The 15,100-nt window shown below is 51.9% G+C and carries 8 protein-coding genes; 6 read left to right on the top strand and 2 right to left on the bottom strand.

Features of this window, described 5'->3' with window-relative positions; genetic code table 11:
• Positions 1 to 233 precede the first annotated feature (233 nt).
• Entirely contained in the window at positions 234 to 1,802 is a 1,569-nt protein-coding gene (locus DPO_RS14350; protein WP_152427677.1) for a mechanosensitive ion channel family protein, read from the top strand.
• Between the two features lie 13 nt (positions 1,803 to 1,815).
• Positions 1,816 to 3,798: an ATP-binding protein gene (locus DPO_RS24020; RefSeq protein WP_006966773.1), complete on the top strand. Its 1,983-nt coding sequence runs from the start codon at positions 1,816 to 1,818 to the stop codon at positions 3,796 to 3,798.
• Positions 3,799 to 3,880: 82 nt separating this feature from the next.
• Here DPO_RS24020 and DPO_RS14340 read toward each other — a convergent pair whose 3' ends face one another.
• Together DPO_RS14340 and DPO_RS14335 are read right to left on the bottom strand one after the other, a co-directional pair.
• Positions 3,881 to 4,360 carry a ferritin family protein gene (locus DPO_RS14340; protein WP_006966772.1) on the bottom strand — a complete coding sequence of 160 codons (480 nt, stop codon included), beginning with the start codon at positions 4,358 to 4,360 and terminating at the stop codon, positions 3,881 to 3,883.
• A 28-nt stretch (positions 4,361 to 4,388) separates the two neighbouring features.
• Positions 4,389 to 4,937: a hypothetical protein gene (locus tag DPO_RS14335; protein ID WP_006966771.1), complete on the bottom strand. Its 549-nt coding sequence runs from the start codon at positions 4,935 to 4,937 to the stop codon at positions 4,389 to 4,391.
• Positions 4,938 to 5,166: 229 nt separating this feature from the next.
• Between DPO_RS14335 and DPO_RS14330 the strand changes: the two genes are divergently transcribed.
• The 4 genes from DPO_RS14330 to DPO_RS14315 are packed head-to-tail and all read left to right on the top strand — an operon-like array spanning position 5,167 to position 15,084.
• Positions 5,167 to 9,384, top strand: a complete 4,218-nt coding sequence (locus DPO_RS14330; protein WP_006966770.1) for a PEP/pyruvate-binding domain-containing protein — start codon at positions 5,167 to 5,169, stop codon at positions 9,382 to 9,384.
• A gap of 14 nt (positions 9,385 to 9,398) precedes the next feature.
• Positions 9,399 to 10,646 carry a type I glyceraldehyde-3-phosphate dehydrogenase gene (locus tag DPO_RS14325; protein ID WP_006966769.1) on the top strand — a complete coding sequence of 416 codons (1,248 nt, stop codon included), beginning with the start codon at positions 9,399 to 9,401 and terminating at the stop codon, positions 10,644 to 10,646.
• The gene (locus DPO_RS14320) at positions 10,643 to 11,809 is read left to right on the top strand and encodes an efflux RND transporter periplasmic adaptor subunit (RefSeq protein WP_006966768.1); all 1,167 of its coding nucleotides are present in this window, start codon (positions 10,643 to 10,645) and stop codon (positions 11,807 to 11,809) included. The genes DPO_RS14325 and DPO_RS14320 overlap by 4 nt, the downstream gene beginning before the upstream one ends.
• A complete protein-coding gene (locus tag DPO_RS14315) occupies positions 11,806 to 15,084 on the top strand; it encodes an efflux RND transporter permease subunit (protein ID WP_006966767.1) in 3,279 nt (1,092 codons plus the stop codon). The genes DPO_RS14320 and DPO_RS14315 overlap by 4 nt, the downstream gene beginning before the upstream one ends.
• Positions 15,085 to 15,100 lie beyond the last annotated feature (16 nt).

Below are 15,100 nucleotides of genomic sequence, written 5' to 3'. Positions count from 1 at the left end.
TCGGAAGTTTTTCCCCTGTCAAGGTACGATGAAAAAGCAGACATAAAATGTTTCATAAGGGCCTGTTCTCTGTGAATTTTTCATGCTATGGTAATAAAACAGACAAAGACAGACAAGGGAGTGAAATGGTGAAGCTTCGGATGTGGGTGACGATATTTTTTCTGATGGCAGGCCTGAATCTGTTGGTTTTTCCGGCAGAAGGGCAGGATGTTCAGGTGTTGGATGAAAATTTAATGACATCTGACCCTAGCACATTGAGCATGCTCGACAGCATTCTCGAACACAATAAACACCTGGAACAGCGGATCGTTGAAAAACAACAGGCCATTGAAGAAAGTACATCAGAAACGGAAAAAAACAATCTGGCAGCAGAGCTGGAGAGACTGGATAAAATGCTTTCGTCTTCCAGACAGGATTTTGAACGGATTGCGACCGGGGTGGATATCAGCCTGTTTACTGAAAAAAAGGAAGCGCCGTTTAACTGGAAAGATGAACTGGTCTCCCTGATCAAACCCGGGATCATGGAACTCAAGCAGGCAACCCAGAAAGCCCGGCAGAAAGCGGATCTTAAAGAAGAGCTGTCCAGATACCAGGAATTGAAACCGGTTGCCCATCAGGCCAATGAAAACCTGATGGCGTTGATTGCCAGAACGGAAGATGCCCGGTTGAAAGAGCGACTGGAAAAACTGGTCCCTGAATGGAAAGGACAGGAAAGGCAGCTTCTCAGCCGCCTGGAAATCACTCAGATGCAGCTGATGGAAATGGAATCGGAAGAAAAATCCATCCTTGAAACGTCTCAGAATTCCATCAAGCAGTTTTTCAAAACCCGGGGCCTGTTTTTGTTTGTTGCATTGATTGCCTGCATCGGGATCGTACTCTTGCTGAGAGTGGCCTATCTGTTTCTGATCAAACGGATACCTGGATATCAGTCCGTGTACCGGCCGTTTCATCTCCGGGCCATGGATCTGTTGTATCGGGTCGTCAGCGTTCTGTCTGCGTTACTGGCCGTGATTCTGGTGTTCTATCTGTTCGAGGACTGGGTGCTTTTGTCTCTGGCCATCATTTTCCTTCTGGGTCTTGCCTGGACCGTTAAAAACACCCTGCCCCGGTTTGTGCACCAGAGCCGGCTGATTCTGAATATCGGTGCCGTTCGGGAAGGGGAACGGCTGGTGTATCAGGGCGTGCCCTGGCTGGTGAAAAAAATTAACTTTTTCTCTGTGCTGGAAAACCCGGATATTGGGCAGACCCTGCGCCTGCCCATCGAGGAACTCATGGATCTGATCTCCCGGCCGTTTCAGAAGCATGAACCCTGGTTTCCCTGCCGGAAAAATGACTGGGTGATTCTGTCGGACGGCACCAGAGGGTGTGTCACCAGCCTGTCCCATGAAATGGTGGAGCTGGTGTTGCGGGGAGGCGCCAAAAAGGTCTACCAGACCTCGGATTTTCTGGGGATGAATCCCTTGAATCTGTCCGTGAATTTCAGGATCAAGATCGGGTTCGGTATTTCCTATAATCTTCAGTCCATTGCCACCGGCCGGGTCCTGGAAGTTCTGGACACCTATCTCCGGGAACGGCTGGTTGCGGAAGAATATGAAGATTCACTGCTCAATTTGAGAGTTGAATTCGCACAGGCGGGATCGTCCTCCCTGGATCTGGTGGTGATTGCGGACTTTGACGGCAAGATGGCCCCGCTGTACAACCGGATTTCCCGGGCTATCCAGCGCTGGTGCACGGATGCCTGTACCGCCAATGACTGGGAAATTCCTTTTCCTCAACTCACGGTTCACAAACCCGCGGCATAAAAAGGATAACAGCGTGAATATTCACTCTCATCTTCTGGGGGATCTTCTGGTGGGTATGGGAACCATTACTCAGGTTCAGCTGGACGAGGCACTTCAGACCCAGCAGCATTTTTTTGAAGATACTTTTCAATTGGAAATGGATCGGACGGAACTGGTTTCCGGCAGCCGGAAAAAAAATGTTTCACCGCCGCCCAAACTGGGTCAGATTCTTATGGAAAAAGGCTATGTCACTGAAGATCAGCTGATCCCGGCGTTGAAGACACAAAACCAGCAGATTGAAAACCTGAGCCGCCTGAGCAGTGAAAAACTGGCCAAAGCCCTGCAGGTGGGGTTTGTCATCAACTCCACCATCGATCTGGAAGAGGTGCTGAACCTGATCATGAAATATGCCAACATCGTCACCGATGCCGTGGCATCCACTCTGATGCTTTTGGATGAAAAAACCGGTGAACTGGTGTTCAGTGTTCCCACCGGCCCCAATGCCGAACATCTTAAAGATGTCCGCATTCCGCCCGGTGCGGGGGTGGCCGGATGGGTCGCGGAAAAGCAGACCTATCTGCTGGTGCCGGATACCCGGAAAGATGCCCGGTTCTATCCCCGGATCGACGATATGACCGGTATGGAAACCCGGTCGCTTCTGTGTGTCCCCATGAAATCCAAGCGCAAGCTCATCGGGGTCCTGGAAGTGATGAACAAAAAAGACAACTCTTTTTTTACGGAAGACGATGCATTGATTTTGAGCGTGTTTTCCCATCATGCCGCCATTGCCATTGAAAATGCCATGCTGTTCAATTCCATGAAAAACCGGCTGGAAAGAGAAAAGATGATTGAGCAGAAGATGGCGGAATCTGCCCGGCTTCAGGCCATCGGCACCCTGGCAGGGGGGATTGCCCATGATTTCAACAATATTTTAAGCGCCATCATGGGATATACTGAACTGGCCAGAATGGACAGTGACAAGCTGTCCAGACCCTACGCCAATTTGACCAAGATTCTGGCGGCATCCGAACGGGCCAGGGATCTGATCCATCAGATTTTGGCATTCAGCCGCCAGGTCGAGGTGGCAAAGCCCCGCCCGGTTCAGGTGAATATCATCGTCAAAGAAGCATTGAAGCTGCTTCAGGCATCATTTCCCAAAACCATCCGCATGGTTGAGGACCTTTCCTGTTCTTCCACCATCATGGGAGATGCCACCCAGATCCATCAGGTGGTCATGAACCTGTGTACCAACGCAGCCCAGGCGATGAAAGAAAAACAAAACGGGGTTTTGACGGTGAAACTCGAACCCGTGACCCTCCCTGCGCCTTGTGAAAAAAACCAGACAGTGCTTCCTTCTGGTTCATATCTTAAACTAGAGGTGGCAGACACCGGCAACGGCATGCCTTCCCATGTGATGGAGCGGATTTTCGAGCCGTTTTTCACCACAAAACCGAAAGGACAGGGGACGGGCATGGGGTTGTCGGTCGTGCATGGTATCGTCAAAAAACATGGCGGGGATATTCAGGTTCAAACCACCCCGGGTGAAGGTTCAATTTTCCAGGTGTTTTTTCCAGTGGCCCAACAGGGGGGACAACCGGCAGTAGAAAAGAAAAATCCGCAAAAGCTGCCCCGGGGCACGGAACATATTCTGGTGGTGGATGATGACATCATGCTGCTGGATGTCACCAAAAGAGGATTGAATTCCTTAGGATATCATGTGACCATTGAAACAAGCAGTCTGGAAGCGATCAGAAAATTCAAAGCCCACCCGGATGAATATGATCTGGTGATCACGGACATGTCCATGCCGGAAATGGACGGAGATGAAATGTGTCTGGCAATGAGAGCAATACGTTCAGATATTCCCATGATCATGTGTACCGGCTTCAGTGCGCAGATGACTGAACATATTGCGCAAAAAAAAGGGTTTGAAGCATTTTTAATGAAGCCGGTGCAGTTGGGGGATCTGGCACGGGTGGTGCGCCGGATACTGGATACGGAGCCAAAAGCCGTCTGACATTTTCAGGAACTGAATGACAGCACTGAAACAACAAATCCCATCCGCATCCAGTTGTCAAAAGTCCGTGGGATCCGGCCCTTCATCTTGTTTCTTCATCAGCCAGGGCCTGGATCATTTTTTGTATTTCAGCCACATGCTTTTTTTCTTGGGCAACGATTTTTTCCAGCCCGGCCAACACATCGGGTTCCTGAATAAACGTCTGAAGAAATTCATAAAACAAAATGGTATCATTTTCAAATGATACAAAGATTTCAAGCAAAGCCCGGGCCGACCCGACTTGGGAAAAATTCACATCATCCAGGGACAGGGCTTTGTCGCCCATCATCTCTTTGATGACATCCGGGAGCATGGTTTCCAGATCGGTCTGGTGAGTTTCAGGCACCCAGTGATGTTTTTTGTTTTCAAACCACTGGCAATGATCGGCTTCTTCATCGGCCATCCATTGCAAAAATGATTGAAGTTTTTTTTCTTTTACCTGTTTTTTTGCCGCCAGATACCGGGCCTCACCGTTTTTTTCCATTCTGACGGCAATGTCGATCAAATCATTGACAGTAAACATCCGTGGCCTTTGAAATACAAAATCAGTTTTAAGTGAAAGATCGTTCAAACAGGTCTGCCAGAGCGGTTTTGGCATCTTCGGTCAGATTCCGTGTGCCCGTGCCGGCAAAATTTTTATGGGTGATCACCGGTGTCACCTTGTGCCAGCCATTGTCCACCCAGGAAAACCATCCTTTCCGGTCCTGCTCATAGACAAACAAAGGCCGGTTGAACAGTTTTCCCAGCTCCACACCCCAGCCCGTGCCCCCTTTGACGGTATTGTCCGGCAGAATCCATCCCACGACAAATATCTGGTATCCATTGTTGACCATATGAAAAATGGACTGGATGACTTTGCGGATTTTGTCGACTTTTGAAAAGGACCGGCCCATGCGGGTGGATACGATGTCCATACTGACATCTCCTTTTTTCAGTTCATCGGCGGCCAGAACCCGGATCCCGTTCTGCCTTTCGGGTTTATGCCCTTCAAAAGAAAAATTGATCTCCTTGATTCCATATTGTTCCGCCAGCCGGCCGAATTCGGCTTCCGCACCCCGGTGACCGCCACTGTACAACGTAAATTGCGATGCATCATTCATCAAAACGACTCCTTAAATTAATAATAATCTGTTTAATTGATACTGGAAAACTGTCCGGGTTTTGAGCTGTCTATACTTATGATCCACAAATCATATAAGAAATTTTGCCACAAATCAACCTAATGGTTTCAACCCAGCCAAATCTTGAGTTGAAAAAACCGGATCGGCCTGATATAGGGGGGACAGTATATTCAACAATGGCATGGGGCTTTATCATCGAGGTTGTTCTGTGAAATCAAAAGCGCTTGAGGCAAATCTTTCCGACACCCGGGTGGAAGTCTCTGTCCATGAGAGATACCGGGTACTTCTCGATATTTTTGACGGATATGTCGGCATTTTGAACCGGTTGGAAATTTTTCTCAAAGAGCTTTCCCATCCCTATCGGAACTGGACGTTTATTGTCAGTGAAGCCCGGCATTTTTCCCTTCATTATTTTTACCTGTATCGATCCCATGAAAAAGGGATCGCCGCCCTGAAGCTGTATTCGGATATTTTTCTGTCCGCATTTGAACAAAGCATTGACAAGTCGGTCCGAACGTCATCTTCAGACAATCTGATGCTGTTTTTTTTGCATATGATCAAAGAATCCGGGGACCGGCTGATAGATTTTCTTCCGGTGCTGGAAGATAAACTCAATCGGATTTCCGGATATGATGATCCGGCGTTTTTTTATTTTGTGCACACCTATTACCCGCCGGATAAACTGACGCGTCAGCTTCTGGATCAAGTGGAAACATATGACATTTTTAAAACCGGGACCCGTTTCTTTGACCGGCTCAACCGGCTCCTGGTCCGGTTCTACAGCACCTCGTTTTCTTATTGGCTGAATCAGGATGACCCCGTGACATGGATGCAGGAGAATATTGATGAATGGCGGCTCAATCCCGAACTCGAAGATGTGTTTGATCAGATTTCCCACGGGCGTGTCACTGCCTGGCATCGTCAGCTGGCAGATCTGTGTCGCCGTCGGGATGCAGATTCCATTGAACTGACCCGGGAACTCATCCGGTTCACAGGGTTCCGGGAGTTTGTGAATCGGTTCAAGACGGTGAGCCGGCAGATCGTTATCCATTGCAGTGATGACACCTATGGCCGTCACCTCAAACTGACTTTTTTGTTTTACGCCATCCATGTGCCCGGACTGTTCATGATACACAAGGATTGTCTTCATGAGATCAACCAGACATTGACCCGGCTTATCGGGGATGATGATTTCAAGAAAAATATCCCCATTGTCAACCAGACGTTTTCGCTGTTCAGAGAGCACAAGGGACGGTATCCCGAGACCCTGTTGGACTGTATCTACAAAATCGGCGAAGCCGTCTATAAAACCGGTGATGTGGAGCTCATCAACCATTTCATTGACCGGGTGGTGAACCACGGATTCCAGTTTCCCATGATCCAGGGCACGGGAGAGGACTGGCAGATCAAGGGGAATACCGCCCATGTGAAAAATATCCGGGTGTTTTTAAGTCTGATCGGACAGCAGCCCAAAAAATCCAAGCGCCTGCTGTCCGCTTTGATTATCTATCTGTCCATCGGCGGGGTGTTCATCAAGGACACGGATCTGTTTCCCCGGGATATCACCCGGTTTCTCAACGCGGACATCGAAGGGGTGTACAATCTGGTCAAGCAGCTGGCCCGTCTGCTGCCGGCGTTTTTCAATGAAATCGGGGCCGAAGGTCAGCTGAGGGATATCTCCACGGATCTGGATGAAGCCTGCCACCGCCGGGACCGGCTGATTCATTTTCTGCGCAAGCAGTGTCATGTGGAAAGCTCCAGCCGGATTGTGGCGTTTATTCAGCAGGTCATGATTTTCTGGAAAACAAAGGATAAGACCCCGCTGGAACCTTTTGTGCCCCCGTCAATTTATGCAGAGATCCCCTGTTCCGGCCGGTTTGTGGATGGTCCCGGTAAAATCATGCAGCATCTGGAAACCAAAAAACTGTATCACCCCCGGGATTTTCTCATGTACCGCCAGGAAGCCCTGGACCAGATTGTAACCGAGATCGAAGACGTGACGGATCTGGACCGGCAGCGGGTCCGGCTGATGCTGCGGTTTTACCGGCTGCTCAATGAAAAATACGGGGTGGATCACCTGGAAATCAAATCCTATCTGGCCAATTTCAAGACCGACTATATGCCCGAACCCCGGCGGTTGGCCACGGCTCTGGATGAAACGCATCTGGAAACCAAAATCGGTCTTCTGATCGAGTATATGGCAGACCTCAAAAAAATGATCGTTTCAGACAACACCTATGAACCCAATGAAGCCATTTATCACAAGCGCCATTTTGCCGTGGATATCCCGTCCATGTACGGCAGCTACAATGAACCCAAATTTGATGCTTTAGGCCTGACCCTGCGCGTTGAAAGCATTGTCAATGTCCTGTTTGAAGACTTGATCAACAGTATTGATCTGCGGCTGATCACCAAACCCACGTTTGTGCGGATTTTTTCGGTGCTGACCCTGTTTCGCAACGCATTGAGCCTGGACGGTATCGTATCCAACAAGCTGGATATCCAGATGGAGTTTCTCAAGTACTCGGTGAACATCACCACATGTTCCTTTACCCAGTATCTGGATATTTTCAAAGGATTTGTGCGGGCTGTGGCAGATATTATCAACGATTATTTTCACACCATTCATTCGGCCAATCTGGTTCAGATTGAAGCCCGCATCGGCAAAGAACAGATTCAGAAAAAATATCTGCCCGGATTTATTCCGGAACAGGGGAAACTGGATAAAAAAACCGCCAGAAAACTGGATCAGCGGGCCGCAGATATTTTTTTCCGGGATCGTATTGCCACATCGTTAGGGCTTCAGCAGCTGGATGTTTTTTTAAACCGAATCCTGCACACCCTGTTCCGGCAGTCGGAAAAACTGTCCCAGGATGAATTGAGTGTGCTGCTTAACTATGACCCCAAGTGCGCAGTGACTTCCATCAGTGATGAGCAGGTGGCAAACCAGAACATCATTTTTCTGGGAAACAAAGGGTGGAACCTGATGCGTCTTAAAAAGATCGGGGTCCAGGTGCCCGAAGGGTTCATCATCACCACGGAAGTGTTCCGGTGCCTGAATCTCATCGATACTTACACGCCGGCATCGGTCAATTTCAAACAGCGGGTGGTCCATATGATGTCCCGTTTAGAGCAGCAGACCGGACAGGTGCTGGGGGACCCTGAAAGACCGCTGCTTTTGTCGGTACGTTCCGGGGCTTCCATTTCCCAGCCCGGCATGATGGATTCTTTTCTGAATGTGGGGATCAATGAAGAGATTGCCGATGCCATTGCCCAGAAAACCGGCAATCCCTGGTTTGCCTGGGACAGTTTTCGCCGGTTTCTTCAGCAGTACGGCATGACGTTCGGCATTCACCGGGATGAATTCGATCAGATCATTGCGGTGCATAAAAAACAGGCGGGCATCGATTTCAAGCGCCATTTCACAGGGCCTCAGATGAAGGCTGTGGCCATGGCCTATAAAAATCAATTGCTGCTCAAAGGAATCACCCTGGTGGAATCCCCTGTGGACCAGCTTTTTCTGGCCATTCATAAAGTGTTTTCTTCCTGGAATGCCAAGCGGGCCATTGATTACCGCCGGATCATGGGGATTTCCGATGACTGGGGGACTGCGGTCACGGTCCAGGCCATGGTGTTCGGGAACCGGTCCCGGCAGTCCGGCTCCGGGGTGGCCTTCAGCCACAGTCCGAAACTGCCCGGAGATGCCATCCGGCTGTGGGGGGATTTTACCATCGGCAACCAGGGCGAGGATGTGGTGGCCGGGCTGGTGAGCACCCTGCCCATATCGGAAATGCAGCGGGAACTGGAACGCCGGGATACCAAAATCAGCCTGGAAAAAGCGTTTCCCCGGGTGTATGACCAGTTGAAAAATACCATTCAGATGCTGATTTACAAACGCAGATGGAATCCCCAGGAGATTGAATTCACCTTTGAAGGACCGGAGCCTGAAGATCTGTATATTCTCCAGGCCCGGGATCTTTCTTTGGGGGACCGGAAAAAACTGCCTGCGTTTACAGCGGACGATGACCGGCTCAAAGCCGCGTTTCTGGGCCAGGGCACCGGGGTGTCCGGGGGGGCCATGAGCGGCCGCATCGTGTTTACTTTAAAGGAAATCGATGCGTTCCGGCGCCAGGACCCGGATGCTTACCTGATTTTGCTGCGCAATGACACCGTGCCCGATGATATTCTGGAAATTGATGCCGCAGACGGCCTGTTGACCGCCAAGGGCGGGCTCACCTCCCATGCCGCTGTGGTGGCATACAATTTGGGAAAGACCTGTGTGGTGGGATGTGAAAACCTGGTGTGCAATGAAGCGGATAAAAACTGCCATCTGGCAGGCCGAAAACTGAACGCGGGCGATTATATCAGTATCGATGGTAACAAAGGGGTTGTGTTTGAAGGAGAAATAAACGTTAATTATTCGTGAAAGTGAGGAGTGCCATGAACACCGATAACAAGAAAATTTTGGGAATCAACGGACTGGGCCGTATCGGCAAACTGACCCTGTGGCATCATGCCGGAAGAAAATATTTTACCGATATTGTGATCAATGTCGGCCGGGAAGTCGGGGCGGGGTTGTCCGACATCATTCATTACATTGAACGGGACTCCACCTATGGCCGTCTGGCAGCCTATCTGAACGGATACCAGTCTTCAAACGTGATCACAGACGTGGATGAAGCCAGGGGGACGTTGACGGTCAACGGGGTCCGGGTGAAGATTTTAAGGGAACACCGGAACCCGAAAGATATTCAATGGGCGGATAACGGGGCCGGCATGGTGGTGGATACCACGGGCCGGTTTCTGGACCCGAATCTGCCTGCCGATGATCCGGCCGGATCCATCCGGGGGCATCTGGCCGCTGGTGCCGCCAAAGTGATCGCTTCTGCGCCGTTTAAACTCAAACAAGGGGCATCCATGCCCGAAGACTGTGTGACCACGGTCATGGGCATCAATGATAAAGACTATGACCCGGTGCGGCATGCCGTGATTTCCAATGCCTCGTGCACCACCACCTGTCTGGCCCATATGATCAAACCTTTGCTGGATTATTTTGGCGTGGAACGGGTGTTGTCCGCGTCCATGGCCACGGTCCATGCCGCCACCGGGTCCCAGCAGGTGCTGGACCGGCTGCCCAAGACCCAGGCCAAAGATCTGCGTAAAAACCGGTCCATCATGAACAATATCATTCTGACCACCACCGGGGCTGCCAAGACCTTGCAGCTGGTGATCCCTGAAATGGGTGCCATCGGATTCATGGCCGAATCAGTGCGGATTCCCACGGCAACAGGATCGCTGATCATTCTGGTGATGAATTTTCAGGAAACATCAAACAGCAAGCCGATCCGCCGGGAACTGATCAATGACATTTACCGGAAGGTCTCTGAAGCCGGGGACGGATATCTGATTTATTCAGAAGATCAGAATGTGTCAGCCGATATCATCGGCACGCCTAAGGCCGCAGCCGTGATCGAAGGTCATGAAACCCACACCCGCACCGGAGCCATTAACATCAACCTGGGGCATATGCAGGGGATCGACAAAACCGTGCAGGAGAGCATCCAGGATCTGGTGGGCAGTATTCAGGTCACCCAGGCCGTGACCTATGGCTGGTATGACAATGAAATGGCCAGTTACGTCAACCTGCTGGGGGACCGGACCGTGTCCATTGCTGAATCCCTGGCATGAAATTCACATCACGGTGTGGGCCGGCTGTTAAAAGAACCTTTCTTCGCCTTATCTGGCACAGCATTCCTTTTGTTGTGCTGATCGTGGTGGTGGTATTTGTCATTGTTCCCCTGGGCCGGAAGATCACGGAGCAAAAAGCCGGGCTGGCGGAACAGCGGTCCGGGCTGGTCCGGAAAGCGGATGAGCCAGCCCGGGTGATCACCCTGGAGATGGTGCCGGATGATCTGGCCGAGGTGATCCGTCTGCCCGGTATGGCCATGCCCTGGAAATCGCTGGAAGTGGTGGCCGAAGTGTCGGGCAGGATCATGGAAAAAAACATGGATGACGGCACTGTGGTGGCCCAGGGCGAGGTGCTGGCCGTCATTGACCGGCGGGATTACCAGAATGCCTATGATTCGGCCCGGGCATCCTATGAAACCGCCCGGATGCATGAACAGCGGTTCAAAGCCCTGTCCAAACAGCAGTTTGTCACCCAGTCCCAGCTGGATGACGTGTCTTCTCAGGTCAAAACCACCCGGGCTGCCATGGAAACCGCCAAATTGAATCTGGACCGATGTACCATCCGGTCTCCCATGTCCGGGGTGGTGGACCGGTCCCATATTGAAACCGGCAGTTTTCTGGGTGTGGGAGATCCCGTGGCCCGGATTCTGCAGATCGATCCGCTGAAAATCCAGGTGGGTATCCCGGAGTCAGATGTGGCTTCCGTCCGGAATTTGACGCAGTTTGACATGACCGTGGATGCATTGGACGGCAAAATCGTGACCGGTGAATATCATTATCTGCAGAAAACCACGGATTCGCTGGCCCGGCTGTACAATCTGGAGATCCGCCTGGAAAATCCCGGGTATGAGATTCTGCCGGATATGTTCGTGCGGGTGGCCATTGTCAAAAACCGGGATGAACAGGGCCTTGCCGTTCCCATGTATTCGTTGATCACAAGGAAAGGACAGACCGGTGTATTTGTGGCAGATCAGGGGATTGCACGGTTTGCACCGGTGGACACCGGGTTCCAGGACGGCTGGAAAATCCAGGTGACCTCGGGGCTGTCTCCGGGAGACCAGGTGGTCGTGGTGGGACACCGCATGATCGAAGACAAGGATCGTGTGCATGTGGACCGCCGGGTGCGGTCCATGTCGGAACTGGGGGCGGAGACAGGTCAATGATCCTTTCTGATACCGCAGTAAAAAACCGGGTGTCCGTGCTGGTTTTGCTGGTGATCATTGTCATTATCGGGGTGTATTCCTACCGGGTGCTCCCCCGGGAAAGCGCTCCGGACATCACCATCCCTTATGTGTTTGTGAGAACCGATTACAGAGGGGTTTCTGCGTCAGACATCGAGACCGCCATCACCATCAAGATCGAAAAAAAGCTCAAAGGCCTGAACAAGGTGAAAAATATTTCATCCGTGAGTTCCCAGGGCCTGTCCCAGATCAATGTCGAGTTTCTGCCGGGCACGGATATCAATGAGGTGCTTCCCCGGGTCAAGGACAAGGTGGACGAAGCCAGAAACGATCTGCCCACGGACCTGGAAAATGAGCCCATGGTGTATGAGGTGAATTTTTCCGACATGCCCATTGTGGTCTATTCCCTGGCAGGAGACAGCGGTCCGGCCCGGCTCAAGAAAATCGCCGATGATCTCAAAGATGACATCGAAGCGATCCCGGGCGTGCTGGAAGTGGACATCACCGGGGGGCAGGACCGGGAAATTCAGGTGGAGGTGGATGTTGACAAGCTGGCTTATTACCGGATTCCCATCACCCGTCTTCAGCAGACCGTGGCGGCCGAGAACCAGAACATCTCCGGCGGTGCCATCACCCTGGGACATGGCCGGTATCTGCTCAAGGTGCCCGGAGAATTTGACACGCCTGAAGAGATTCTGACCCTGGTGGTGGCCACCCACAACGGCCATCCCGTTTATCTGAAAGATGTGGCAAAGGTGATAGACGGCATCCAGGAGGAAACCTCCCGGTCCCGGCTCAACGGGGAAAGCGCCATTAATCTGTCCGTGAAAAAACGGGCCGGGGAAAATATTATCCAGATATCCGACCAGATCGATGCCGTGGTGGCGGCGGCATCAAACAAATTTCCCGGAAACACCACCATCACTAAACTGATGGACAATGCCAAAGACATCCGGGCCATGGTGGCGGACCTGGAGAACAACATCCTCTCCGGATTGATTCTGGTGGTGGTGGTGCTGTTTGTGGTGCTGGGGATTCGAAATGCCCTGCTGGTGGGAATGGCCATTCCCTTTTCCATGTTTCTGTCTTTTGCCGCGCTCAATGCGTTAGGCATTACGCTGAACATGGTGGTGCTGTTTTCTCTGACCCTGGCATTGGGCATGCTGGTGGACAATGCCATTGTGATTGTGGAGAATGTATTCCGGTACATGCAGCAGGGGGTGTCCCGGATGGACGCCGCCATGAAGGCCACCAGCGAGGTGGCCTGGCCGGTCATCGGCGCCACGGCCACCACCCTGGCCGCGTTTTTTCCCATGCTGTTCTGGCCCGGAATCATGGGGGAATTCATGCATTTTCTGCCGGTTACCCTGATTGTCACCTTGAGTGCGTCCCTGTTTGTGGCCCTGATCATCAATCCGGCCCTGTGCTCGTACTTCATGGGCATCCCTAAGACTGCCGGATCTGATTCTCTTTCCCCGGAACAGCTGCAATCCCGGGGAGAACAACCTGTAAAAATTCAAGGGTTTTTTCTGCCTGTCTATGCCCGGACTTTGAAGCTGGCTTTAGGCCATAAACTGGCCGTGCTGGCCGGTGCCGTTGTGGTGATGGTGCTGTTGTTCCAGATATGGATGTTGAAAATCGGTATTGAAAAACCCGTGGAATTTTTTCCATCCATCGATCCCAGGTCCGTGTTCGTGAACATCGATGTGCCGGAAGGCGCGGATCTGGAATTCATTGATGAGACCGTCAAGCAGGTGGAAATGGCCGTGGCCGGCAAAACCACTGGAAACTATGCGGCCGCCATGGCGCCGCAGACCCATGAAACCAAACGGCACCGGGAATTTACAGCACCGTCTGATATCAACAATGTCGAACACATCTATGCCCGGGTGGTTGAAAACAGCGGGGGCGCTTCTGTGTTTGAATCCAACCTGCCCAATCATATCGGGGTTCAGTTTCTGGATTTCGAGGACCGGAAAACATCCACCAAAGCGGATCTGGAAGAGATCCGGCACCGGGTGGCACAGATTCCCGGTGTGAAGATCACGGTGGAGGAACAGGAAGAAGGCCCTCCCACAGGGTCACCCATCAATATCGAAATTGCCGGGGACCGGTTTGATGTATTGAGCCGGATGGCCGGGGAAATCAGAAAAGTGATCGAAAGCGTGCCCCATGTCACGGATGTGAGGGATGACTTTCAGGGCGGGCTGCCCTCGGTTCAGGTAAAGATCGACCGCCAGAAGACGGCCCTGTTCGGGCTCACCACATCGGCGGTGGGTAACGCTTTGAAGATCGCTTACAACGGCCTGGATGTGTCCACCTATTATGAAGGAGATGAGGAATACGATATCGTGGTCAAACTGGCCAAATCAGACCGGCAGGGAGCGGATATTCTTCACAAGCTCATGATTCCGGGCGCATCCGGTGAACTGGTGCCGTTGACCACCCTGGCATCGATCCAGTATAAGGGGGCTTTAGGGGATATTGTCCGCAAAAATCACCAGCGGGTGGTCACGGTCAAGGCCAATGTGGATGAAACCAGAACCACGGGGTCTGTGGCCCGCATGCAGGTGATGGAACTGCTCAAACCCATGGAAATGCCTGCAGGATACACTTATGCGTTCACCGGAGAGGACCAGGAACAGCAGGAAGCCCAGGCATTTTTGTCCAAAGCCTTTGTGGTGGCCCTGCTGCTGATCTTTCTGATTCTGGTGACCCTGTTTAATTCCGTGGTCCAGCCCCTGATTATTCTGACCTCCGTGCTTTTGTCTTTGGGCGGGGCGTTCTGGGGGCTGGCCGTGATTTCATCGCCTTTCGGCATCATCATGACCGGGGTGGGCATCATTTCTCTGGCCGGTGTGGTGGTGAACAATGCCATTGTGCTGATTGATTACACCAACCGGCTCAGGGCCAGGGGCATGGCACTGACCGAAGCGGTGATCGCCGCCGGTGCCACCCGGCTGCGGCCGGTGCTGCTGACAGCGGTCACCACCATTTTGGGGCTGTTGCCCATGGTTACAGGCATTTCCTATGATTTTCATGTCATGGCCGTGTCTTTGACCTCGGAATCCAGCCAGTGGTGGCGCTCCATGGCCATTGTGGTGATTTTCGGCCTACTTGTGGCCACGGTGCTGACCCTGGTGGTGGTACCGGTTCTTTATGCCGGGATCGACCAGATTAAAACCGCCTTAGGCAGGGGGTATGCCCGGGTCCGCCGGTTTTTCCTGGGACCCGGGACTTCGGAAGCAATGGATTAGATATCAGTGGTGATAA

Source organism: Desulfotignum phosphitoxidans DSM 13687, from assembly GCF_000350545.1.
GTDB lineage: Bacteria > Desulfobacterota > Desulfobacteria > Desulfobacterales > Desulfobacteraceae > Desulfotignum > Desulfotignum phosphitoxidans.
The sequence above is the reverse complement of the archived record's forward strand: the minus strand, read 5'-3'. Positions and strand labels throughout refer to the sequence as shown.